The sequence below is a fragment of the Paenibacillus phytorum genome, from assembly GCF_013141715.1.
Lineage (GTDB): Bacteria > Bacillota > Bacilli > Paenibacillales > NBRC-103111 > Paenibacillus_E > Paenibacillus_E phytorum.
Map to the genome: position 1 here is coordinate 25,501 of NZ_WHOA01000143.1, position 24,297 is coordinate 49,797.

Consider the following 24,297-nt stretch of genomic DNA (forward strand, 5'->3'; position numbering starts at 1 on the left):
TCCTTCACCAAAACCATCCATAAACCCACTTTTATAGTTAATTTTCAAAAATTAATCTCTGCATCTTTAAGCAGCGGGTGCTTCTGATCCTTATCCGATAAAATGGGATTAGCTGTCGGCCAATTAACGCCAATAGCCTGGTCGCACCACAAGATTCCTCTATCATGTTCAGGAGAGTAATACGTCCACCTTGTATAACACTTGAGTTTGCGGCTCAGTCGTACAAAACCCGTGAGCAAATCCTTGAGGAACAAGCAGCTGGCGCTTATTAGCCGCACTGAGAGTGACGCCTACCCATTGACCGAAAGTAGCAGAGTTTTTACGGATATCAACTGCCACATCATAAATTGCACCTGAAACAACCCGAATTAGCTTCGTTTGAGCTTTAGGATTCAACTGAAAATGAAGTCCCCGCAAAACTCCAACTTCTACAGACAAAGAATGATTGTCTTGAATAAAAGGAATATCTATTCCATGCTCCGCCAATTTCGCGCGATGATAACTTTCCATAAAAAACCCCGATGATCCCCATGAACATCAGGCTCAATAATAAATAATCCTGGCAGTTTTGTGGCAATAACATTCATCAGCTAGATCACCTCTGTAACTAACGTATGCATGATTATTTAGAAATGTCTCTAGCTCGTGTCATCAACGGATATACACCGCCAGCACTTCAACTTCCAAATTCCGACATTTTCAAACCAAAAAAAGAGACTGCTTGGGGCTATAAATAGCCTCAGCAGCCTCTTCATTTATGAAATACACTCTACCACATATACACAACACCAGCTATTATGGCCGCCCAGATCAGGGAGCCGAACACAACACCAACAATCAACCCTTTGCCAACCGACAAATGATCATCCTGGTAAGCGTCTTCATGATCGATCATAAGAATAACCTCCCCGCATACTTAGTATATGCATAGTATGGGGAAGATGTTGACGAATCATGCGGTTGATGCGAAAAAATTTTTAGTACGCATTTTTATTAATAAAACCGTTAATAATCGTTCTCCAAATAATTTTAATATCGAATAAAAAAGTCCAATTTTCAATATAGAAAATGTCGTGTTTGATGCGTTCTTCAATAGAGGTATCGCCTCTTAAGCCGTTGCTCTGAGCCCACCCTGTAATGCCCGGACGGATATGATGCTTCACCATATATTTCGGAACTTCTTCCTTGAATTGTTCCACGAAATAAGGACGTTCAGGTCTTGGACCAACTACACTCATATGCCCAAAAAGCACATTAAAAAACTGCGGCAGCTCATCCAAACTCGTTTTACGGAGGAAGGTTCCGACCTTCGTTCGCCGCGGGTCATTTTCAACCGTCCACTCCGTATTTGAGGCACTCTCTGCCAACACATTCATACTGCGGAACTTATACATCATAAACCTTCTGCGGTTTAGACCTACACGCTCTTGCTTAAAAATGATCGGACCTGGAGAAGTAAGTTTAATTGCAATTACAGATGCAATCATAACTGGCAGAGTAATAAGAATGGCCACAGAGGCGAAAATAATATCGAAAGCTCGCTTGAAAAGTCGATTCCGGAACTCATCCAACGGGATATCACGCACGTTAATCAGCGGCATATCAGCAAAATTATCGAAATAAGGGCGGGACGGCAAGAAATCATAAAAGTCCGGTATGATCAGTGTTTTGACCCCAATTTTTTCACACACATTGATAATGCTGCCGAACTTGCGATGAGCATCTAGAGGTAGAGCGATAATGACCTCATCGATGATGAGATCGTTCAGAATAGACTCTAGATCGTCTATCTTCCCGATAATTGGCTTATAGCTCTGGTAAGTGATTTCGTGTTTCTCCTGATAATCATCAAGGAAACCGACTACTTCATATCCTAACTCTGGATGCTGCCTCAGCTTCGTGTAGAACTGACGGCCTAGTGAGCCTGCACCGAGAATTAGAATGAATTGCTTGTTATAGCCCTTTTGCCGGACTCGCTTTAGCGAGATTTTAATCATATAGCGATAAAAGCTTATGAAGAGGATATTGTTAACTAAGAATAATAATAGATAAGAACGTGAAACATCGACTTCTTTTAAAATGAACAAAACACTTAACAGCAGTAACAAGCTGAACGTATGGACTTGGATAATTTTCAATACTTCAAAAGAAAACTGTTTTTTCCTCTTAGGTGTATAGAAATTGACCATATAACTTATCAAAATCGCGATAATAGCGTAACAGACACTCCACATTATGTAATGCTTAAATGGAAGAGGAGAAACAAATGGGATCCAACCGCTTCTAAATTTCAGCCACCATGACAGTAAGAACACGAGCTGAATACATATGAAGTCGGCAAGTGCATAAAGTTGTGTCAGGAACCCTTGACTCTGTCGAATCAATGTAAATCACCTCGCTGGACGTAGTTTATTTCTGACTAAGGAAAGTATGAATTTTAAGCTAACACCTGCATAAACCATCGCGTTCGTTAGCCAAGAATACTTCTTACGATAATGCTTTTTATGAAATAAAATCATAGCCCTGTGAAACTCATATATGATTTTAAAAGGCTTCCTACGACTGCTTGCGCCTTTGTGATGGATAATTTGAGTGCGAGGGTAATAATAATTTACCCAACCCGCTTCCTTAATTCTATAACACCAATCTATATCCTCACCATACATAAAAAATTCCTCATCAAGCACTCCCACTTGCTCAATCGCCTCGCGGCGGATTAGCATGAAGGCCCCAACTAGTGAATCGATTGGATATTCATCGTCCGAACTTAAGTAACCTAACTGATATTGATTGAAACGAGGTGAGTTCGGGAATAGCTTAGAAAATCCGAAGGCATAGTAAAAGGAAGCTGAGGGTGTTGGGAAGCCCCGTTTACAGGCTTTGTCGAGTGAACCATCTGGAAGTACGATTTTGCAACCGCTGGCTCCCACGGCGGGGTTCTCGTCCATGAAACGCAGCATGACGTCTAATGTATCAGGTTGGACGATTGTGTCGGAGTTCAAGAGTAGTACGTAGCGACCTTTAGCAATGCGAATGCCCTGGTTGTTAGCTCTTGAAAATCCTACGTTATCTGTGTTAGCAATACAAACAACTTGCGGATGAAGCTCTGATACCACCTGTAACATGCCGTCATCAGAGGCGTTATCGACTAGAATAATTTCGAACTTGTAAGCTGTACACGACGATAATACTGACTCTATACATGCTAAAGTTAGGTCACGTGTTTTATAATTAACTATGATGATAGACAGGTCCAATGGAAAACCTCATTTGTAGTTATTTCATTCATGTTTATTATACCACGGGCGCATAAAAGCGTAAAAACTTATATATTTTTAAGCTCATAAGCTTTCGTAGGGATTTTAGGTTGTTTCCATATTTTAATTACCCTTTATGTAGGATATAATTAGAATAAGGAACTGGAGGGGTTTTCCATGAGAAAAATGTCACTAGGCGACATACAATCCAAGTTGGCGGCCAATCGTTCAAATGTAGATTACGCAGTAAACGTCTTCCGTGGAAAAACCAAAGACCAAGGTTGGACAATGAACCGAATGAAACCTCGAGATCCAGATGAGATTAAGGCCTTAAATTATCTCGCTCGATCCCAATATCGTAAAGCTCTTAAAGATGGAACAATTATTTACGATAAAGAAAGACGGGTGTTAACTATTGCCAAATATATCCGAAGCTAAGCAAGCTATCTATGCACTAAAAGATAAAACAAAATTCGAGCGCCTCATTTTTTCTACAGCTATTTTCACAGAATTACTTTTAGAACATCAAATTAAACCTATCATTGTGGGAGGGTTAGCTGTTGAAATCTATTCCCAAAGCGGTTATACCACTCAAGATACGGACCTCGTTATGGATGGGTATGAGATTGCAGATGAAATTTTAAAAGAACTGGATTTTCAAAAAATCGGAAAAGATTGGATTCATCCTGTTGTAGGTATCTCTATTGAAATCCCCAGTAACTTTTTGACAGGTGACTATAATAAAGTTACCGAACTACCATTGGACGAAAATATGAAAGTTTACGTCATAGGTATCGAGGATATTATCTTGGATCGTCTTCGGTCGGCAGTTCATTGGAAGTCTGGTGAAGATCGTGAATGGGGCTACCGTTTATTGCTTATTTATTTTGAAGATATCGATTTCGTTTATATCGAGGCTAATTTTCAGCACCCCTCCGAAAAAGACGAGTTTGAAGATTGGCTTGCCGAAGCTAGGGATGAGAAGAACAGAATAAAGTAAAGGCACCTACCGAAGTATTCAGGGTAAGTGCCTTTATTTATTTCCCAAACCATCGGTTGATCTCAGTAGCTTCTACTTTTTGCTTGCTTCGAATCATACCTCGCTTTTGTCGAAGATCTTTATATGTGTGGAAAAAGCTGGACCAAGCTCCAAGCAGCTTTGGTTCCCGCAAAAGAGCGTAAGCAAAGCTGAGACATTCATACACCAACAGTGGAATGATATGCTTCAGTATCATTGAGATTCGATCGTTTTTCACCATCATTTTATACCGATTAATGTATGATAATCTCCTGACAAAAAGCGGCTTACTGCTCCTACCGCCTTCCTTCCAACCTCGTTCGTGATACGCAATAGCCGTTGGCTCATAGTAAGCCTTCCAGCCTAGTAACTGCGCCCGCCAAGCAACATCTACATCTTCTTTATACGCAAAAAAGTCCTCATCAAAAAATTCGCCATTAAGGCTAATGTCATTAATCATTTCGCGAGAATACATGGCAGCTGCTCCTGATACACCAAAGATCTCTTCAGCGTGATTGAACTGATCGCCTGTCTGATGTGCGCCGCGGTCAAAGGCTCTGCGTGCCTTGTTAATCACTAGCCCTGTACTATCAATGTGACTAGGATCTGCTTTGAATAGCAGTTTACCCGTCATACTACCCGCTTGAGAATGGTTTATTAATGTTTTTACAGTGTTAAGAATATAATCAGGATCAAGAACTACATCAGGATTGAGAATAAGACAATAATCCGTGTCTGTCATCCGAATAGCCTGATTATGTCCGCCAGCGAACCCATTGTTTATGGAATTCTGAATAATACTACACTTCTCCGACCATTTTTCTAATTTCTCTAGTGTATTATCCTTTGAAGCATTATCAATAACTACTATCCGTTCAATCGGATGGGATTGCCTAATAACTGCTTCCAAACAATCATCGATATGTTCAGAACTATTGTAAGTAACAGTGTGAACACTAACGGTTTTCATCCTTACTCTCTCCTAGTTCCTTCAAAAATGCTCTAAGCCCCTCACGCCAAGGTCGTAAATCTTCAAAACCATTAGCACGGATTGCTTCATGTTCAATAGCAGAATTTCGTGGTCTTGGAGCAGGTCGCGGAAATTCTTCCGTTGTACAAGGATCCACCTTGATCTTCACGCCACTCTCTTCAAAGATGGCACAGGCAAAATCATACCACGAACAAACTCCCGAATTAGATGCATGATAAATACCATAAAGTTCAGTCTGCACAAGTTGTTCAAGAAATAGGGCGAGATCGACCGTATAAGTCGGTGATCCGTATTGATCACTTACAACCTTTAAGGAATCTCGGGTTTGAGCTAAATTCAACATCGTTTTGACGAAGTTGGTGCCATAAATACCGTAGACCCAAGAGGTTCTTACGATGAAATATTTAGATGATAACGATTCAACATGCTGTTCCCCAGCTCTTTTGGATTTCCCATATACACTTTGAGGGTTGGTATCATCGTTTTCTCGATAAGCACTCTTAGCCGTACCATCAAATACGTAATCTGTGCTAATATAGCAAAATTTCGCCCCTATGCTCTCTGCAGCCACTGCAAGATTCTTAGTTCCGTCAGCATTGACTCGATAAGCTATTGCTTCTTCCGTCTCGGCAAGATCAACAGCTGTATACGCAGCACTGTGAATGATAACTTCTGGCTTCAAGGCTTTCAGAACCTCAAGACATTGGGTTTCATTTGTAATATCTAGCTGCTCTCTCCCAAGACCATGAACCTCGTGCTTAGCTCCTAACTGTTTAATAACATCTTGCCCTAATTGGCCATTTGCCCCAGTCACAACTATTCTCATTATTTGGCACCTAGCCGAGAGCCGTATTGCTCGGTAAAATATTTTTGATACTCACCCGTCTGAATTCGTTTCCACCAGTCTTGATTATCCAAGTACCAACGAATCGTTTCATGAATACCCGTCTCAAAATTATGCTTCGGCTTCCATCCAAGCTCCTCCGTAATCTTCGTTGCATCAATTCCATATCGACGGTCATGACCTGGTCGATCTTTCACGAATTGCATCAAAGATTCTGGTTTACCCAGCTCTCGAAGAATAGTTTGTATGATTTGAATATTTGTTCTCTCATTATTACCGCCGATATTATAAACCTCACCATTGATACCCTTATGTAAAACCAGATCAATCGCGCTGCAATGATCCTCGACATATAACCAATCCCTAATATTAAGACCGTCACCATATACAGGGAGAGACTTATCGCTCAAAGCATTCGCAATCATTAAAGGGATCAACTTTTCAGGGAACTGATACGGTCCATAGTTATTGGAACAACGAGTGATGTTAATCGGAAGTCCAAAAGTTTCGTGATAAGCCCTCACGAGAAGATCAGATCCAGCTTTACTTGCCGAATATGGACTGTTAGGTGATAAAGGTGTTTCTTCTGTGAAAAGACCAATCTCACCAAGTGTTCCGTAAACCTCGTCCGTGGAAACATGAACGAATTTCTTAACATCATATTTTCTGGCAGCTTCAAGTAAAACTTGCGTACCTAAGACGTTCGTCTTCACGAAAATATCTGGTTCAAGAATACTTCGATCCACATGCGATTCCGCAGCGAAATGAACAACCGTATCAACACCCTGTTCGAACAAACTGTTCACTAGCTCCGTGTTTGTGATATCACCCTTAACGAATGTATATTGGCTATTTTCTTGAATTGATAAAAGATTCTCTAGATTTCCAGCATACGTCAAAGCATCAATATTAATAATTTCATAGCTTGGATATCGATCCAGCATATAATGAACGAAGTTGCTGCCGATAAATCCAGCTCCACCAGTTACAAGTACTTTCATGTCAGTATAGCTCCCTATTTTTATTTAGTAGCAATAACCTGTTTTAAATATTCAAGCAAATCATTTTTTAAGTCAGGACGCTCTAATGCAAAGTCTATAGTGGTCTTTATAAACCCCAACTTTTCTCCCACATCATACCTTGTCCCAACAAAATCATAAGCATATACGCTTTCGGATTGATTTAATTCAGATATCGCATCGGTTAACTGAATTTCTCCACCACGACCAATTTGAGTAGTTTCTAAGATATCAAAGATTTTAGGAGTAAGAATGTATCTCCCCATAATAGCAAGTTTGGATTGGGTAATATCGCTAGTAGGTTTTTCAAATAGTTTCATTGCCCTGTAAACCCGTTCACTCATTTCCAATGCCTCTACAATACCATATCGCGAACGTTCTTCATCACTTACTTGTTTTACACCAATGATTGAGGAATTATAATCTCCAAATAGATCAATCATTTGTCTTAAACAAGGTGTTTCAGAAACTACGATATCATCACCAAGAAGAACAGCAAACGGCTCGTCTCCTATAAACTTACGAGCACACCAAATGGCATGTCCGAGACCCTTAGGCTCCTTCTGTCTAATGTAATGGATATCAACTAATTTTGTAGGTTTTTGAACTTCATCCAGAAGATCAAATTTCCCTTTATCAAATAAATTTTGTTCTAATTCAAAATAATTATCAAAATGATCCTCGATCGCTCTTTTCCCTCTGCCAGTGACTATAATAATGTCTTCGATACCAGAAGCAACCGCCTCTTCAACAATATATTGGATGGTTGGCTTATCTACAATTGGGAGCATTTCTTTTGGCATTGCCTTAGTTGCCGGAAGAAATCTTGTTCCTAATCCGGCGGCTGGAATAATGGCCTTTTTTATCCGCATTAAAGCTTCCCCTACTTTTAAAAGTTTATTTCCGCATCTTTAAGTAGCGGGTGTTTTTGATCTTTATCAGAAAGAATAGGTTTAGATGTTGGCCAATCAATACCAATCGCCGGATCACTCCAAAGTATGCCCCTATCGTGTTCAGGGGAGTAGTACTCGTCCACTTTGTAAAGCACCTGCGTATTAGGAACAATAGTACAAAAGCCATGAGCAAAGCCCTGGGGAACAAGAAGTTGTCGCTTATTAGCCTCGCTTAATATAACCCCTACCCACTGGCCAAACGTTGACGAGTTCCTGCGAATGTCTACAGCCACATCATAAATAGCTCCGGATGCCACTCTAACGAGTTTTGTTTGGGCTTTAGGATTTAACTGATAGTGGAGTCCTCGTAAAACTCCAGTTTCCACAGATAATGAATGATTGTCTTGAACAAATAGATGATCGATTCCAAGCTCAGCAAACTTAACACTACTATAACTCTCCATAAAAAAGCCCCGATTGTCACCATGGACATCGGGCTCTACAATACATAATCCTTCTAACTTCGTAGAAATAATATTCATCAGTATTGGCACCTCTTATAATTTAAGTTTCCCAAACTCTTCTCCAAAAAACAAATCTTTCGCCAATTCATTGGCTTTAGCTAAAGAGGGATGTGTACCTGCATCCGTCCACCAGCCTTGAAGAATATCGTAAGTAAGTTCATTTTTTTCGATGTATGCATTATTAACATCTGTAATTTCTAGTTCGCCACGCCCCGATGGCTTAAGCGTCTTTACAATTTCAAATACAGAACTGTCATACATATAAATACCTGTTACTGCATAGTTGCTTTTGGGTTGTTTTGGCTTTTCCTCAATAGAGATGATCTTCTCTCCTTGCAACTCTGGAACACCGTATCGTTGAGGATCCTGAACCTCTTGAATGAGAATCTTAGCGCCGTTACGTTGAACCCTGAAGTTGTCGACAAATGGAACAATGCTCTCTTCAAATACGTTATCACCAAGAATAACTACCATTTGATCGTTGCCTACGAAGTGTTCTGCCAGATCAAGTGCTTGAGCAATTCCTCCAGCTTCATCTTGGACTTTGTACGTAAAGGTTACTCCCATTTCTCGACCGCTTCCTAGCAGGTTAACAACGTCACCCATATGTTCTTTACCAGTGACGATAAGAATATCATTAATATCAGCTTGCTTAAGCTTGGCCACTGAGTGAAATATCATTGGGTATTTGCCTACTGGTAATAAGTGCTTATTTGTAACTTTAGTTAGTGGATACAGACGAGAGCCTGTTCCTCCTGCTAGAATAATGCCTTTCATAATATGTCTCCTATTTTGGGGTTAGATGCTGTTTCAGAATTTCATAACCTACATTACATCTGATCTACATGAATCTTAGACTTTAACATATCTAGACTTGCCATTATCTCTGATAGATTCTTTTTCAAAGTTGTATTCTTCAACAAAATACATAGGTCTTTTTTTAGTCTCATTAAAAATTCTTCCTATATATTCACCAATAATCCCTAAACTAAGCAGTTGTATACCACCTAAGAACAAAATTATTATCACTAAAGAAGGGTACCCAGCTACAGGATCACCGTAAATAACAGTTCTTATTAACAGGAATATCATGTACACCATGGAAAAAATAAATGTACAAATTCCCAAAATAGAAGCTAATCTTAATGGTGCTATAGTAAAAGATGTAATACCTTCTATTGCCAATTCAAATAATTTAAAATAGTTCCACTTAGTCTCTCCAGCGATTCGAGGATCCCGGTCAAATTCTATCTCTTTTTTATTAAGGCCAATCCAACTAAATAAACCTTTAGTATATCTCTGGCTTTCTTTTATTGTTTTTAAAGCTTCAATCGCTCTCTTACTCAACAAACGAAAGTCTCCGGTATCTACTTGAATAGGTACCCGTGTACTCTTTTGCAAGATTTTATAGTAGACATATGATGTGTATTTTTTAAAAAAGGTCTCACCACTACGGGATCGTCGTTTCGCATAAATATCATCATAACCTTTCTCCCATTCCTCAATCATCTTTTCTATTAACTCTGGAGGATCTTGTAGGTCGGCATCTAGAATTACAAGTGCATCTCCAGTTGCATAATCAATACCTGCTGCCATGGCAATTTCTTTCCCGAAATTTCTTGATAAATTAAGAAAAGAAACATTGTCATCATTTTTTGCAAGATTCTTGATTATTTCAAGTGAATTATCGTTGCTACCATCATTAACAAAAAGTAATTCAAATTTATAATTCAATCTGATAATTACCTTTGTAAGTCGGTCATACAATAATGTTAATGATTCTTCTTCATCATAGACCGGAATTAGGATTGTAATTTTCTTGTCTGACATTTTTTGTACTCCCCCTTTTATTCAACTGTTATTAACTTCTCTTTTGATGTCAGGTTATTGTTTTTCAATTGAATTTTTATTACTCCTTTAATTTCAAACATTTTATTAGGTATTATTACTGTTGCTATGTTGTCATTTGAAATTATGGTTTCAAGTACAATATCATTGGCTATAATTTTTGTGCCAGCCGATATGTTAATTCCTTTAACAGCAAGTGCTGAATCTCCATTTGGCTGCTTATTAAAAGATACTCCAGCAATAATTTTATTAGGATATGTCTCTTCTATAATCATTTCTTGATTTATTTCTCTTCTTTCAATTTCTCTGAGAGAGCCATTATCATAATCTAACAAAAGGTAACTTTTTTGTTTATTTATACTTTTAGGATTTAATTCTGTCTTAATTGTAGGATCATTAAATATAATATTATTCACAAAACCAGGACCGTAGTAAAAAACGTTATGAGAATCTTTCACGTTTTCAATATATATAGTAGCCCCTTTCTCTGGTTTTTTGATTTGATAGAGTTGAGTAATAGAAATCCTATTATTATCAGAGACACTCAACCAATATTCTTTGAAATTAGATATTCCTTCAGAAAAGGTTAAGAGGTATCCACTTAATATTAACACTAAAATAAAAGAAATTTTGAACGATACCGGTTTAATCACTGACACTATAAAATTTAGAAAAATCGCAAAAAATATACTCAAAAATATAGATGGTATATACAAATAAAGAATATGTTGCATATTTTTCATTGGGAGCACTGGTGAGAAAGCAGCAGCAATTGCCAGGAATACTAATATTAATATATAATTTTTTTTCTTCACTAAATAATATACCGATATAACAAAAGAAATTATATAGAATACTAATAGGGTTATTGTTAATTTATTGAATTTCGTAAATGTAAAATCCGGAATAGTATAGTTTAAATAAAGAATAAGATATTTTAATAAACTTTTAAATATATCTATGGGGTTAAATGAAAGATAGTATGGACTCGTTACATCCTCTGTCATATTACCTGCAGAAGGCAAATGATTTAACAATAAAAAATAACTGATCATAATAAAACATAACACAATCAATAGTTTATTATTTTTTATAGATGATAAAATAGTTTTCAAACTTAAATTATTTAATATAGATATTTTTATAGTTTCATAAATAAATAAAATAACCGGTAAGGTTAGTGCCATTTCTTTTGTTCTCAGAGCTAAATAATATAAAACAACTATAATAATTGTATGAAATACTTTATATTGAACCATCAAATTTCTTAATACATAAATATTAAGTACAAGTAATATCAAAGTTGCACCTAGCAAATCAAAAATTGCAGCGTCCCATTGAACTGCCATCAAACTCCTTGGAAATATCCCGAAAATTACAACAACGATAAGTGGAAGGAATTTTGCATTGTTATAATTTATTTCTTTTAATACCTTCTTAATAAATGAGAACAATAAAATGGTATTAATCATATGTAGCAGAAGCAACCAAACATGATGCTTAATAAAATCCATACCAAAACTATCAAATAATAATTTAATAAAAATCGTACCTACCGAACGATCATTATATTTAGATTGTGGTATAAAGTTAAAAATATCAGAATAACTATTAAATTTCACAGTATTAAGCCAACTATAATCATCAAAAATAAACCCATTCCTTGGTGAGATAATCCAATAGTTAGATATAAAAGAGACTATTATAATTAATAGAAGTATTAGCCTTTCGCTATTTATGCCTATAGTATCTTTATTTTTCATTTTATTATCCTCTTCTTAGGATTTGCATTTTTACCTAAAAACAAAAAGCTTAAAATATTATTTTTTGCTAACAATCTTTCAATTAATAATATGGATATGATGGTGGAAATTGTTAAACCATGCCAAAAGTGATTATTGGCTCTAGGTGTTAATTCTTTTAAATATCCGAGATCTAATAAACCTACAAAAAAGAATAGAACAAAAGTAATTCTGAATATCATGAAATGTAGAATTAAAATAGCTAAAGTTCTTCTACCAATATAAACAAATATACTACGTAAAATATCAAATTTTGTAATAATATTAGAAATTATATAAAGTAAGTATATACCTGAAATAGACGTAATAAAATTTATCATAGGCGAACTGAAACTTCTAGTAGGCCAGTTCATTTGTGGATGAATATATTGTCCAAACAAAAAAATTATTATTAAGCTAACAGGTATTGCAATTCTTTTATTAATTTCTTGTTCGAAAATTACTTTTCCCCTGAAAATAGAACCAAGAGTAAAATAAAAGCTACCAGCTAACATTAAATCAACCATATACGGTAGTATTATTTTGTGTGAAAATAAATAATAAGCTAAAAAATATAGGAATAAAATAGAAAGTAATTGTACAGTAAACTTATAATTCATTGATCTAGTAAAATCATATATGACTTTTGATACAATACTTGACAAGAATAATACAATTAAAAACCAAGTGGCACCAGCAAAGTCAACCGTACTAAGATGTAGAATAAATTGTTTTATTGTTGGGAAAAAATAAATACTATCGTTATAAAAATAAGAATCTATTTTAAAATACCTTAATGCAATTCTTATCAATATGAAGAATATATTTATTGAAATGTAGGGTATTAATAAGCTTTGAACTCTTTTATAAAAAAATTCAGTTAATTTATATTTACCATAGTTTGTTGTGAAGCCTGAAATGAAAAGAAAAGCCGGCATATGGAAAAGATAGATAAATGGAGTCCAAGGGGACCATGTATGCCCTATTACCATGCAAATAATTGCTATTCCTTTGTAAATATCTATCCATGCTGTTCTCTTAGAATCCATTTATATTATCTCCTGAATCAAATTTAAGCACTATATATACAATCTTTAAGTAATTTTTAAGTAATCTTTAAGTATCTAATCTAACTATTAACCTAAAATTTATATAAACTTGATTCTTCAATATCTTCATCCCTCTTAAAACTTCTTTAATGCAATATTTAATTCACCAAGTACATATTTCCAATCATATTTTTCAGTTATAAATCTACTTAACTTATTATTCTTTTCGTTATTATATAAAATCTCTAAGCATTTTTTTATGGAATTTACATTATGAGGATCGCAATAAGTTGCATAATCTCCGAAATATTCCTTAACAGGAGCGGTATCTGCAACACCAATATTACATCCCAATAAACCAGCTTCTAGAGAAGAAAGCCCTGGCGTTTCAATAAAACTAGGTTGCAAATGCCCATGAGCTTTACGTAATATTTTAAATATATCTTGATGTTCTAAATATTTAAGGAAGATAACATTAGGTTTTGCAATTTTTTTTATATAATTTTCATATGCTACATCGTTTTTTGAAGCTTTGCCAATAATAATTACTGGTATTTCCGTATTATTCGCTGCTTTAACTAAATTTAATTGGTTTTTTCTAGGGCCAATCCCACCAACACAACAAATAAATTTTTTTGGAAGCCATGACCATAAATCTTCCTCTTTTTCTTCCGAAAATAAAATTTCGGCTGAATCGATACCATTATAAATAACAATTGATTTTTTTCGCAGATTTTCAACAGAATAATTTTCTATAATATGTCCAAGCTCAGCAAAAGAATTTGGACAGATAAGTGCAGTCTCATTTAAAATTTCACAAATTAAGTTATTTTTATTTCTCATTAACTTGTAGTCGATATTTAGTAAATTAATAATATCCTGATTTTTCTTTTGAAAATATCTACTTTTTAATGAAAAAATGATTTTTCGAGGTAAAATATTTCTAACAAAATTTCTAATAGTAAATATATCAATCATTTCTAATTTGCTAAGATCCCAGTAAACTGGAAAAAAAATAAATGAGAGATTATATTTCTTTGCTATTTGAGATTGCAAATAAGCTTCATATGGTAAAGTTAAATTAAATCCAATAGCAATATCATATATCGAAAAATCCATTTCATAATTTCTTGCTATAATTACATTATGATTTTTATTACGCAAAAATTCTGCTATTGCTCTAATCTGTACAGTATCTCCACCCGGATTAGTTTCAGAATCTAACCTATCAAAAAGAACAATCTTTTTGTTGCTCAAAGCAACTCCTCCACTCGGGTCAACACTTTATTTAATCTATTTTCCCACGTGTTTTCTTCAGCTTCTTTAGTTAGTTTCAATATGAACTGTTCATCATCTTTTTTAGTCTCAGCCTCAAGTAATTTTTCATAAAATTCAATTTTGTTGTTACTTATAAAAACTGAAGATAATCCATTAACCTCAGGTAAATTTGAACTTACTACAGGCTTACCACCTGCTAGATATTCAAATATTTTAACTGGCGATGTATTTAAAGTAATTTCATTAATTAGAAAAGGTAATACTGCTATGTCAAAATAAGAAAGTAACTGAGGAATAAAATCATAAGAAACCCTTGATTTAAATATAACATTGGGATAACTTCTACGTAGGGCATGAACATCTTTCTGAACATCAGAATATACTTCACCTACAATTAAAAAGGTCCAATCCGGCTTCATTTCAGCTGCATATCTAATTGCAGAAAAGTCAAACCAACTAGCAATAGCTCCATAATAACCAACAATTACTTTGGAATTTAGTCGTAAATCATCAAGATCATCCCATTTAATTCTCTGATATTGCTCAAAATCGTTTATATTAACTCCATTTGGTATAAGAAGAGGGTTGAATCCTAATTGACGTAAATCATTCGCTATTCCATTTGCAGTTGCAAGAATGTAATCTGATTCCCGCAGAGAATTTTCAAAATCAATTTGAATCTTATCATAACTATCAAAAGTATTAATGTGATCGATACAATCATATATTCGAATACTATTTACATGATGGAGATTTTCTTTAATAACATTTCTCTGATGAGGCCAATACTGCCATATCAGTATTTTCTCACCTTCCAATGATTTTTTTAGTAACTCTCCATCTAATCCATCATTATATAAGTATAAGTTTTCTTCTATTTTAAATAATCCCCTAACCTCCCAATCAGGAGATCCTACAAAACTCGTATCGACTAAGTAAATAACTGCATATCCTAATTTTGCAAATGCTCTTGCTAGCTGTTGGGGTCTTTGAAACAAATATCCCCATGGACATGATGGTGATGGAAATATTATGATAGGGTTCTTTGGTTTTTTAGCTAACAATTCATTTATTTGTCCCTTTATTCTCTTTTCATTAGGAAAGCAAAGCAGTATGTTTCGATAATATTTAGGTAAACGATGCAACAATTTTCTAGTTAAAACTCTAGGATGTCGTATCATCCTAAATAATTTACCAACATTCACTGCCTTGCACTCCCTTTTAAGTAATTTAATTCAAAACTTCAATAAGAGTTTCACTTTTAAAGATAGTCGCTCGTTTAAACTCTTCCTTCAAATTCATTAAACTATCTGAACTTGAATAAGAAGGTTCATCTATGATTATTCGATGCGCCTTCATTTCTTCTAATAAAGGACTACCGCAATAAATAATAACATCAAAAGTTACATTCTTGAAAAAATCAACGCGATTTGTAAAGTAGATGTTGGGTCCATATTTTCGAATTCCTGAAATACTTTCATTGTAATAGTTTGTTACATAACTAATAATTAATAACTCTTTATCGCTACCAAGAAGCTTTGTTATTTCTTTCCACCGCTTTTTATCTTTGTTCCAATTACCTTCTCCAATAATTAATATATTTTTTTTATTTTGTTCCTGAATGTGTTTGTCTATTTCAGAACTATCATGTACACCTGAAAATATACTATTGGGTAAATTAGGAAATGTCCAAGTTTTAGACCATTTTTGTTCAAAATAATTTTTGTTTAACTCCCAAATTTGCCTATACTTTTTATCTTCAAGCTTCTTAAAACTTACACTTCCATGATGATAAACAAATGCATCCTCGATAATTGCTAATTTATAGCCATTGTTTCTTACTCTTTCACAATAATCATCATCTTCAAACATACCAATTTTATAATTACTATCTAAATCACCAATTTCATTATAAACATCTCTTCTAAAAGCAACACAGAAAAAACCTAACAAATTCGTATATCTAATTCTATCTTTGTATTGTTCATAAAATTCAGCTAGCCATTCAGGATCAGGCCCCGCTAAAGAATTCCCAACAAAAAAATCTAACATTTGGTCATTACCGACAGAATTTGATACTGGGCCAACTAAACCAATTTCCAAGTTTTCTTTTAAAGGCTTAACTAATTTTTGAATCCATCCTTGCGTGACGATTGTATCATTATTAAGTAGAATGATAAACTCGCCAGTAGCATTCCTACAGCCGAGTGCATTTCCTCCTGCAAATCCTCTATTCGTAGAAGATTGAAACACACTAACTCTAGGATCTCTTATTCGAGATAAATGAATCTTAGTTTCATCGGTTGAGGCATTATCAACTATAATTATTTCAACATTAGGATAATCATTATTTGTAAGTAAGCTTTGCAAACATTGTTTTGTATAAGACCAATTGTTATACGTTACAATAACAATGCTAACTTTAGGGAAAAATCGGGAATTTATCTCATTTTTGAATACTTCATATCTGTTTGACCAGGTATTCAAAGATGCAAAAGTTTTCCTTTTATCAATATCGGATTGATCATTACTTTTTAATGAATCCTGCAGCAGTTTTTCAAATTCTTCATAGTTAGATGCAAGCTTCACAACATTCGATATCAATTCTAGTTCCGGTAATCTGACTGAAACTACAGGCTTCCCAGCTGCAAGATACTCATAAATTTTAACAGGATTAGTAGCAAGAGTTAGATTATTTACAATAAAAGGGATCATACAAACATCAAAACCATTTAAATATTGAGGTAAATCGGAGTATGGTTTCTCGCCAGTAAGTATTACATTTTTCATTTCAGATACGTTACTAATATCGCAACCAAATGTATCACCAATCAAAACAAAATTCCAATTAGTGTTTCTTTTTGCTAAATATTCAATTAGTTTTATATCAAACCAATCAGAAATAGCTCCATAGTATCCAATTACTGGTCCTTTTAAAGTAGATAATTCTGGTGTAAGCAGCTCAGTTTTGGAAGAAAAATGTTCATATTCACCCGCATTTCTAATAAGAACTGTATTTTCATTTTTTAATATCGCTTTTTCAAAAAGTCTAGATGATGATGTCACTACCATATCCGATGAATTTATTAAAGATTCCTCTTTTGAGAGCATACCTGCTGAATTAGTAGAAAACCCCTCATGATCATCCATACAATCATAAACTATTCTGTTATTAGTTAACGTATGTGCCAAGTCAGACCAAAATGGCAGATCTAATATTGAAATAGTATTTGATATCTTGTATTTATTTTTTATATAATCAATTGACCAGTTAAGATACTTCAAGTCAATAGTATCTCCAATGACATCTCGGTAAGCATTCAGACGATTATTAGAGCACAGTTTTACTCCCCAAACATTGTTGTGTAATTTTCTAATTAAAACATGTTCTTCTACTTCTTTTCTTGTTAAATCAGGATTATTTAATTCTGTGGTATCAATTGAAAAATAAAATACTCGGTGTCCATTCTCAGCAAACTGAACTGAAATTTGTTGTGGTCGTTGCCATCTGAAGTTCCATTCTATAACTGGAAATCTAAACACATCAAAATAATAATAATCAGAATATGCTTCATCAGTTTCATGTGTATTAGACGCAGTAACTTGATATAATTCTTTTGCTTCATCCACTAATTGCAAACTATCAATTTTAAGTATATTTCCAATACTTTTAACAGGATTAAATTGATATAATTCCAAATCTTTAACAATTGGTTTTCCCGATATTTTATTATATACCCATTTCAAAAATTTCCTTTTTTCATTCTTTTCACCTTTAATAAACTGTTCATTTAATCTTCTCAAAGCACACATGATTTTCCAGGCCTTTGTACTTTGAGCACGTTCGATTTCTCTTGTTAATTGAATTAATGATTGAGTATTGTGTTCAAAAGCAAATTCGATTTTATCAATCACATATTCCTTAATCTTAATTTCATTATTATTCTTTTTTAATTCGACCATTTACTTTCCTCATCTCAGATTATTTGTAAGATGCACCTACTGATCTTCCACTTGTTTTATCTGCATTAAGGAATCAATTTCTTGTTTTAGTATGGCTACACTTTCATCTCTTTTCGAAACTTCCTCTTGAAGTTTTTTTATCCATTCATCTTTCGCTTTTATTTCTGCCTGCAGATAGGAAACGCTTTCGTCACGCTTCCGAACTTCTTCAGTTATGTTTTCAATCCATTTATTTTTTTCTTCAATTTCATTTTTCAAGAAAGTTATACTGATCTCACGTTTTTCCACTTCTTCTTTTGCTATGCTTATCCATTCAGTATTTGTTTCATTTTCTTTTGATATAAAGGATATTATATTATCCCTTTTCTCGACTTCTGCGGTTAATTTGTTTACCGTTTCTTCGAGTAAATTTTCTTCGTGTTCAGTTGGTTGAAAAATATCCAAAGTTAATTCATCATAGATACTAGAATCTTTATTTGCATATATCAACAGTATTTGCTTTCCTGGCCAATAACTAGGTTCGGTAGGTACAACTTTATGATATAGAAGTTGGAGATTATTTATTGATAAAGCAATATTCAGGTAGTCAAAAGTGGAGAAGTGTTCATCAATTCTCTCATATTCTTGAAAAGGAATTAATATTATCAGCAATTCTTTTGTCCATTTTGACAAATAATGCATCCAATCAATAGGATTTTCATAATGTTCTAGACAATTCGAAGTAAAGATGACGTCATATACGTTATCGTAATTTTCTAATTTACCATCAAAAAAAGTAATGTTACTATAATGACTTTTTGCTTTTGAAATTGCTGCTTCAGCAAAATCTAAACCGAATACATTCGATGAAGATAATTGTTTTGCTAAAACAACTGTCCCATCACCTTCGGCACATCCCCAATCAAGTACAGATAAATTTTTCTTTTGAATAACGTTTAATATGGGAGATGGAATGAGTTTTAGAGCAAGATTCACGAAATAACTGGTTTGATTCCTACCACCTTTTGAATCCCAGTCTTTAACAAATCTCTCATTCCAATAATCCTGAGAGTTTAAATCATTATTTGTCATTTGAGTTACTCCCTTAGATAAACAATTTTTTGTGAAACAGGTATATTTAACATGCCAAAAACTTGTTTACTTGATGAACTTTTAAAATACTTAGCGCCTTCAATATAGTCATAATATTCTGGAATTGCATTGCTTCTATTTTCAATAGCCACATTTATCACATATTCGCCATTTGTCAAATAATTTTCAAATTCAAAAATGGCTTCTATATAACATGAGTTAATAGATATCTTAATATTATTCTCGTGAGTTGTGGAAACAATTAAGTCTATACCTAAAGTATTTTTAATGGAGAAAGCGATACTTAAACTTTTTAAGTCTATACCATCTGGTATATATGCGATGACCTTAAGTGACACTTTCTCGTTCAAATTAATAATACTTGTTGATTCACCATGACTATTGAAAAGCTCAACATAATTTATTAAATTTGAAGGGTTACCCCATCTATTGATTGGCTCAAAAGAACTCGTAGGAATTTGTTTAACATCAATCAGCCCATTATTTGTTTTCGCATTATCACTAATGACTGAATGATCAGAATTAATAAACTTTGTGTATTCCGCTGTTACTTCTACTGTTTCACCAATCATTTTTACTTCGCCACTATCCAGCCAAATTGCCCTATTGCAGAAATTTCTTATTAACGAAATGTCATGACTAACGAATAAGATGGTTACACCTTGCTGCCTTAATTCATTGAATTTGTTATAACATTTTGTTTGAAATTTTATATCACCAACAGCAAGTGCTTCATCCACGATTAATATATCTGGATCCACATTAATGGACAATGCAAATGCCAATCTTGCAAACATACCGCTGGAATAAAGCTTAACTGGTTGATAAATAAAATCTCCAATATCTGCAAACTTCAAAATTCCATCTAAGCGCTGATCAATTTCTTTTTTACTTAAGCCAAGAATCGTTCCATTCATGTATATATTTTCTATTCCTGTGTATTCTAAATTAAATCCTGCCCCAAGCTCTAATATAGAAGAAATTTTACCAGTAACTGTACAATTTCCTGATGAAGCTGATAAAACACCTGTAATTATCTTTAGTAAAGTTGATTTGCCCGAACCATTTTTCCCTAACAACCCCACTGTTTCTCCTTTTAAGACAGTAAAACTAACATTAGTTAAAGCAGAAAACAGAGTGTGATATTTTCTTCCCGTGAGACTAAGTGATTCCTGAAATCGTTCAATAGGTTTATTATATAATTTATAATTTTTAGATATACTGGATACTTCTATACTTACTTCATTTTCATACATAAATATCTCCTTCTTACAGTACATCTGCAAAATGTGATCTTAATTTAGAAAATAGCATAGTCCCTATGCTGAGAACTACAAAAACCACTACCCAATAATAGATTGTAAGAATAGGGTGCTCCCAAAAATAAACATGATCAAGAAAAGTTTCTCTATAGCCAATTATAATATAATACATTGGGTTGAGTTTTAAGTAAAAATGATACTTCTGAGGAATTTGTTGAATCGACCAAAAGATCGGAGTTAACCAAAATCCAAACTGTAGGAGCATATTGATAATTTGTCCAACATCTTTAATAAATACAATAATCGAAGACGATATCAATCCAATACCAAGTATTAGCAATAAAAGAGCTATAAAGTAATAAAAAAATTGAAAATATACTAAATCAAAGCTAAAACCATAAATGAACAGCATTAATAATAATACAATAATAAAAAAAAGATGAATGAAGGCAGCCGATACTATTTTAACAAAAGGAAGAATTCTTACATTAAACACAATTTTTTTAACAAGATAACTACTATCTACAACAGAATTCGTTGAATTAAACACACTATCTGTAAAATAAATCCATGGTATCATTCCTGATAATAGCCAAAGTACAAAAGGAACATTGCTTACAGTAGTTGATTTGAAGCCTACCTGAAAAACAAACCAATAAATTAAAATCATTATGATTGGTTGAATAAATGCCCAGATAATCCCTAAATAAGATCCAGTAAATTTATTTTGAAAATCTTTCTTAGATAAATCCCACACAAGTAACCTATTATCAAAAATGTCCTTGAAAAAATACAATAATTCTCTCATTGAAACCACCCAAACTCTGTTATTATTTCATTTCTAAATTGTTCAGTGTAGATTATTATTTGGAAACCCTCTTCCCAGTATGCTAAAATAAAATCGAACTTTAGCAAAAAAGGAGACTGTCTTTCATGAGTGCAAGTAAGAATGCCTACGCGGCTTCGCGTGCAAAAGCGAGTGGAACGATAACGACAGAGAAAAGCTCTGTTATTTTTTGGATTTTAGTAGTGTTTACGGGCTTGTTTATGTTCTGGGCGCCGTTTCAGCGTGCGTTGTTCAATGGTGGGACTTACGATTTCGAAAGAACAATCTACTCAGCTTCGGTGTGGTCCTCCATCATATTACTGCTTATTGCAATCCTTGCATTCTTTGTATTCAAGCTTAAGGAACAAAAAGATGTTATGACGATTCTCGTCTTAATGATGCCATTAACTTATGTCATTTCTTTGTCCAATGCAGCATCACATTATTTGGCAACAAATATGATCTATATACAAATGCTGTATGCAACCTTCTTCATTTTAGGTGTATTTCTGACAAAAAACAAGCTAGGCACGTCGATTGTTGCCGCTTTATTATTGATCTCCGGTTACTTCATTGTCCTCTTCGGACTTTTGTACTGGTTAGGTAACGGAAACTTCGTTGGACACTTGGTAGGATGGTTCGCTCTTATGGATGCAAATACACCTTACTTATACCGCGATGCGATTATGACCGACTCTAATGGGTTACGTCTAACGTCTGTTTTTCAATATGCGAATACGTATGCTGCTTTTTTAATCACATTATCCCTTAGTTCATTGTTCTTCATTGTTAAGTCTCGTAAATGGTACGTAGTTTTACTTAATGCAATCATGTTAGTACCCATCATTGTTTCGTTTTGGCTAACACTTTCCCGCGGCGCGATTGTGGTCATTCCGGTTGTTTTCTTAATTATGCTTTTCTTCTTTTCGATTAGTAGACAGATTCTAGCACTCATACAATTTGGTCTAGCATTCGCAGCGTCTCTGGCAATTCTACAAAAAGTAACAGATATCGGGATTGGATTACAAAAACAGCCTAGTGCAGCTGAATCCTGGCACGGTTGGTGGATTTTACTTCTTACCTCGATAGTTTTCACTGCACTTGCAATCGTTATTCAACGCTTCGGAGCTCCTTGGTTGGAGCGAGTGACAGCTCGATTCTCAACTAAGAAGAATGCTACTTTCATCCTCCCTATAGCTGCTATTATCGTTGGTGTTATAGGAGCTGTTCTTCTCTTCGGAGATACAGGTTTGAAAAATATCCTTCCTAACAATGTAAAAATACGTCTAGAGAACATTAACTTCCAACAGCACAGCGTTCTGGAGCGCGGAACATTTTATAAGGATGCTGTGAAGCTCTGGTCGGATTATCCAATTATTGGAGCAGGCGGTGGCGCTTGGGCTTCTTTATATGAGAAGTATCAAAACAACCCATACACAAGTCGCCAGGCTCATAACTTTGCTCTTCAATACTTAGTTGAGGCCGGGGCACTAGGTTTCCTTGCCTTTATCGGTTTCGTACTTGCTGTTATGGTGTTTTATATACGAAGCTACATCAAAAGCTCACAGGAAAAAAGAGATCTACACTTCCTATTTTTCATCGTAACAGTTTCACTCTTAGCACACAGTATGATTGACTTTGATTTAAGCTATGTGTATTTGGGTGCTGTTCTTTTCCTTGCACTAGGCGGGATGCTGAGTAATAGTACATCGGCTCCTATACGATTAAAGTCAGATTCACTTGCACTTCAAAAAATGTTCCCGGCACTCCTGGCTGTCTTGTCGATCGTGATGTTTTATATCTCAGCTCAGCTAGTCTCGGCGAATAGTTCTTATAAGCAGACACTTGAAGTTATCAAAAAGAGTCAAGATTACAATCAAATTGTAACTCCGCTGGACAAAGCGATTTCTCTGCATCCTGCTCATCCAGACTATTTATTAACAGGACAGGTTAGCAGAATCGGCATTCTTCTTCAAGTTTCTAATCAGATGCAGAAAGAAGACCCGAAGAAAGCAGAAACTTTTTTCAATCAAGCACAAGATCTTCTCAATCAATTGTTGAAAAAGGAACCGCATAACCGGATGGTCGCCATGCAACAGCTTAATATGCTTCTGATTAAAGGCGAAACTCAAAAAGCGTTAGACTGGTCCACCGCTCAAATTCCTAACTATCCTTGGTATATTGATCTCTATGAAAAAAGCATGTCTTTAAATATCGAACTCGCAAACCAAGACATTCAAAAGAATAATATACAAGATACGAATAAAAAGCTCGACAATGTACTTGCCACATACAATGAAGTTCTGGCTCGCATCGATTCCCTGAAGAATCTGCCTAAAGAACAAGCACAAGGACGCGAGTTCGCTGTGACGCCTAGTATGGCGCTCAATGTAGGTCAAGTTCACTACATGCGTGGTGACTATGCGGGTGCAGCTAATACGATTAAACCGTATGTGACTGATAAATTCGATGATCAGACGAACCGTGTCGTCGCCAGATGGTATCTGGCTGCTCTTCAGAAGCAAGGAACTGCGGACAATGATTTGTTAAATAAGCTTATTGCCAAGGACCCAGCGGAGAAACAGAATATTGATGCAATCATAGCTACTAATTTTCAGTTGAAATAGGAAAAGGCGCCACAGTGATGTGGTG

General features: G+C 34.7%; 21 protein-coding genes and 1 pseudogene. 3 read left to right on the forward strand and 19 right to left on the reverse strand.

Translation table 11 applies throughout. From position 1 onward, the window contains the following. Nucleotides 1-44 precede the first annotated feature (44 nt). The 4 genes and pseudogenes from rfbC (GC098_RS21545) to GC098_RS21555 form a co-directional block, all read right to left on the reverse strand. A pseudogene (gene rfbC / locus GC098_RS21545) lies at nucleotides 45-587 on the reverse strand (dTDP-4-dehydrorhamnose 3,5-epimerase). 182 nt (nucleotides 588-769) lie between these two features. Next, on the reverse strand, nucleotides 770-895 hold the full coding sequence (locus tag GC098_RS40875; RefSeq protein ID WP_261302619.1) for a hypothetical protein: 126 nt from the start codon (nucleotides 893-895) through the stop codon (nucleotides 770-772). Nucleotides 896-977: 82 nt separating this feature from the next. Further along, nucleotides 978-2,384 carry an undecaprenyl-phosphate glucose phosphotransferase gene (locus tag GC098_RS21550; RefSeq protein WP_171645285.1) on the reverse strand — a complete coding sequence of 469 codons (1,407 nt, stop codon included), beginning with the start codon at nucleotides 2,382-2,384 and terminating at the stop codon, nucleotides 978-980. A 6-nt stretch (nucleotides 2,385-2,390) separates the two neighbouring features. After that, nucleotides 2,391-3,257 carry a glycosyltransferase family 2 protein gene (locus GC098_RS21555; RefSeq protein WP_171645286.1) on the reverse strand — a complete coding sequence of 289 codons (867 nt, stop codon included), beginning with the start codon at nucleotides 3,255-3,257 and terminating at the stop codon, nucleotides 2,391-2,393. A 177-nt stretch (nucleotides 3,258-3,434) separates the two neighbouring features. On the opposite strand from GC098_RS21555, the gene GC098_RS21560 reads away from it, so the two are divergent. Next, a complete protein-coding gene (locus GC098_RS21560; protein ID WP_171645287.1) occupies nucleotides 3,435-3,695 on the forward strand; it encodes a hypothetical protein in 261 nt (86 codons plus the stop codon). Then, on the forward strand, nucleotides 3,673-4,257 hold the full coding sequence (locus tag GC098_RS21565; protein WP_171645288.1) for a DUF6036 family nucleotidyltransferase: 585 nt from the start codon (nucleotides 3,673-3,675) through the stop codon (nucleotides 4,255-4,257). The genes GC098_RS21560 and GC098_RS21565 overlap by 23 nt, the downstream gene beginning before the upstream one ends. Before the next feature lie 37 nt (nucleotides 4,258-4,294). Here GC098_RS21565 and GC098_RS21570 read toward each other — a convergent pair whose 3' ends face one another. From GC098_RS21570 to GC098_RS21640, 15 genes are all read right to left on the reverse strand, one after another. Next, the gene (locus GC098_RS21570; protein ID WP_171645289.1) at nucleotides 4,295-5,245 is read right to left on the reverse strand and encodes a glycosyltransferase family 2 protein; all 951 of its coding nucleotides are present in this window, start codon (nucleotides 5,243-5,245) and stop codon (nucleotides 4,295-4,297) included. Further along, nucleotides 5,232-6,092 (reverse strand): dTDP-4-dehydrorhamnose reductase, encoded by an 861-nt coding sequence (gene rfbD, locus GC098_RS21575; RefSeq protein WP_171645290.1) that lies wholly within the window; start codon nucleotides 6,090-6,092, stop codon nucleotides 5,232-5,234. Before rfbD ends, GC098_RS21570 begins: the two co-directional genes overlap by 14 nt. Then, nucleotides 6,092-7,111 carry a dTDP-glucose 4,6-dehydratase gene (gene rfbB / locus GC098_RS21580; protein WP_171645291.1) on the reverse strand — a complete coding sequence of 340 codons (1,020 nt, stop codon included), beginning with the start codon at nucleotides 7,109-7,111 and terminating at the stop codon, nucleotides 6,092-6,094. Before rfbB ends, rfbD begins: the two co-directional genes overlap by 1 nt. 20 nt (nucleotides 7,112-7,131) lie before the next feature. Then, complete coding sequence (gene galU / locus GC098_RS21585; protein ID WP_171645292.1) at nucleotides 7,132-8,001, reverse strand: UTP--glucose-1-phosphate uridylyltransferase GalU; 870 nt, start codon at nucleotides 7,999-8,001, stop codon at nucleotides 7,132-7,134. A gap of 17 nt (nucleotides 8,002-8,018) precedes the next feature. Then, on the reverse strand, nucleotides 8,019-8,564 hold the full coding sequence (gene rfbC, locus GC098_RS21590; protein ID WP_171645293.1) for a dTDP-4-dehydrorhamnose 3,5-epimerase: 546 nt from the start codon (nucleotides 8,562-8,564) through the stop codon (nucleotides 8,019-8,021). 15 nt (nucleotides 8,565-8,579) lie between these two features. Beyond that, the gene (locus GC098_RS21595) at nucleotides 8,580-9,323 is read right to left on the reverse strand and encodes a sugar phosphate nucleotidyltransferase (RefSeq protein ID WP_171645294.1); all 744 of its coding nucleotides are present in this window, start codon (nucleotides 9,321-9,323) and stop codon (nucleotides 8,580-8,582) included. 75 nt (nucleotides 9,324-9,398) lie between these two features. After that, nucleotides 9,399-10,376 carry a glycosyltransferase family 2 protein gene (locus tag GC098_RS21600; RefSeq protein WP_171645295.1) on the reverse strand — a complete coding sequence of 326 codons (978 nt, stop codon included), beginning with the start codon at nucleotides 10,374-10,376 and terminating at the stop codon, nucleotides 9,399-9,401. 17 nt (nucleotides 10,377-10,393) lie between these two features. Next, nucleotides 10,394-12,157, reverse strand: a complete 1,764-nt coding sequence (locus tag GC098_RS21605; protein WP_171645296.1) for a hypothetical protein — start codon at nucleotides 12,155-12,157, stop codon at nucleotides 10,394-10,396. Then, entirely contained in the window at nucleotides 12,154-13,224 is a 1,071-nt protein-coding gene (locus GC098_RS21610; RefSeq protein WP_171645297.1) for an acyltransferase family protein, read from the reverse strand. Before GC098_RS21610 ends, GC098_RS21605 begins: the two co-directional genes overlap by 4 nt. Before the next feature lie 135 nt (nucleotides 13,225-13,359). Beyond that, nucleotides 13,360-14,481, reverse strand: coding sequence for a glycosyltransferase (locus GC098_RS21615; RefSeq protein WP_171645298.1), 1,122 nt, complete (start codon nucleotides 14,479-14,481; stop codon nucleotides 13,360-13,362). Beyond that, nucleotides 14,478-15,707, reverse strand: coding sequence for a glycosyltransferase (locus tag GC098_RS41260; protein WP_171645299.1), 1,230 nt, complete (start codon nucleotides 15,705-15,707; stop codon nucleotides 14,478-14,480). The genes GC098_RS21615 and GC098_RS41260 overlap by 4 nt, the downstream gene beginning before the upstream one ends. 25 nt (nucleotides 15,708-15,732) lie before the next feature. After that, nucleotides 15,733-18,465, reverse strand: a complete 2,733-nt coding sequence (locus tag GC098_RS21625) for a glycosyltransferase (protein ID WP_171645300.1) — start codon at nucleotides 18,463-18,465, stop codon at nucleotides 15,733-15,735. A 36-nt stretch (nucleotides 18,466-18,501) separates the two neighbouring features. Beyond that, nucleotides 18,502-19,536, reverse strand: coding sequence for a class I SAM-dependent methyltransferase (locus tag GC098_RS21630; RefSeq protein WP_171645301.1), 1,035 nt, complete (start codon nucleotides 19,534-19,536; stop codon nucleotides 18,502-18,504). A gap of 5 nt (nucleotides 19,537-19,541) precedes the next feature. Further along, nucleotides 19,542-20,813: an ABC transporter ATP-binding protein gene (locus GC098_RS21635; protein WP_171645302.1), complete on the reverse strand. Its 1,272-nt coding sequence runs from the start codon at nucleotides 20,811-20,813 to the stop codon at nucleotides 19,542-19,544. Between the two features lie 13 nt (nucleotides 20,814-20,826). Continuing rightward, nucleotides 20,827-21,627, reverse strand: a complete 801-nt coding sequence (locus GC098_RS21640; RefSeq protein WP_171645303.1) for an ABC transporter permease — start codon at nucleotides 21,625-21,627, stop codon at nucleotides 20,827-20,829. Between the two features lie 125 nt (nucleotides 21,628-21,752). Here GC098_RS21640 and GC098_RS21645 point away from each other — a divergent pair, with 125 nt between their 5' ends. Then, the gene (locus tag GC098_RS21645; protein WP_171645304.1) at nucleotides 21,753-24,272 is read left to right on the forward strand and encodes an O-antigen ligase family protein; all 2,520 of its coding nucleotides are present in this window, start codon (nucleotides 21,753-21,755) and stop codon (nucleotides 24,270-24,272) included. Nucleotides 24,273-24,297: the final 25 nt, after the last annotated feature.

Excerpts from the sequence above, each read along its gene's own strand:
- GC098_RS21625 (WP_171645300.1), bottom strand. The coding sequence starts at position 18,465 with ATGGTCGAATTAAAAAAGAATAATAATGAAATTAAGATTAAGGAATAT.
- GC098_RS21610 (WP_171645297.1), bottom strand. The coding sequence starts at position 13,224 with ATGGATTCTAAGAGAACAGCATGGATAGATATTTACAAAGGAATAGCA.
- rfbC (WP_171645293.1), bottom strand. The coding sequence starts at position 8,564 with ATGAATATTATTTCTACGAAGTTAGAAGGATTATGTATTGTAGAGCCC.
- GC098_RS21645 (WP_171645304.1), top strand. The coding sequence starts at position 21,753 with ATGAGTGCAAGTAAGAATGCCTACGCGGCTTCGCGTGCAAAAGCGAGT.
- GC098_RS21605 (WP_171645296.1), bottom strand. The coding sequence starts at position 12,157 with ATGAAAAATAAAGATACTATAGGCATAAATAGCGAAAGGCTAATACTT.
- galU (WP_171645292.1), bottom strand. The coding sequence starts at position 8,001 with ATGCGGATAAAAAAGGCCATTATTCCAGCCGCCGGATTAGGAACAAGA.
- GC098_RS21635 (WP_171645302.1), bottom strand. The coding sequence starts at position 20,813 with ATGTATGAAAATGAAGTAAGTATAGAAGTATCCAGTATATCTAAAAAT.
- GC098_RS21595 (WP_171645294.1), bottom strand. The coding sequence starts at position 9,323 with ATGAAAGGCATTATTCTAGCAGGAGGAACAGGCTCTCGTCTGTATCCA.
- GC098_RS21600 (WP_171645295.1), bottom strand. The coding sequence starts at position 10,376 with ATGTCAGACAAGAAAATTACAATCCTAATTCCGGTCTATGATGAAGAA.
- GC098_RS21630 (WP_171645301.1), bottom strand. The coding sequence starts at position 19,536 with ATGACAAATAATGATTTAAACTCTCAGGATTATTGGAATGAGAGATTT.
- rfbB (WP_171645291.1), bottom strand. The coding sequence starts at position 7,111 with ATGAAAGTACTTGTAACTGGTGGAGCTGGATTTATCGGCAGCAACTTC.
- GC098_RS40875 (WP_261302619.1), bottom strand. The coding sequence starts at position 895 with ATGATCGATCATGAAGACGCTTACCAGGATGATCATTTGTCGGTTGGC.
- rfbD (WP_171645290.1), bottom strand. The coding sequence starts at position 6,092 with ATGAGAATAGTTGTGACTGGGGCAAATGGCCAATTAGGGCAAGATGTT.
- GC098_RS21560 (WP_171645287.1), top strand. The coding sequence starts at position 3,435 with ATGAGAAAAATGTCACTAGGCGACATACAATCCAAGTTGGCGGCCAAT.
- GC098_RS21640 (WP_171645303.1), bottom strand. The coding sequence starts at position 21,627 with ATGAGAGAATTATTGTATTTTTTCAAGGACATTTTTGATAATAGGTTA.
- GC098_RS21570 (WP_171645289.1), bottom strand. The coding sequence starts at position 5,245 with ATGAAAACCGTTAGTGTTCACACTGTTACTTACAATAGTTCTGAACAT.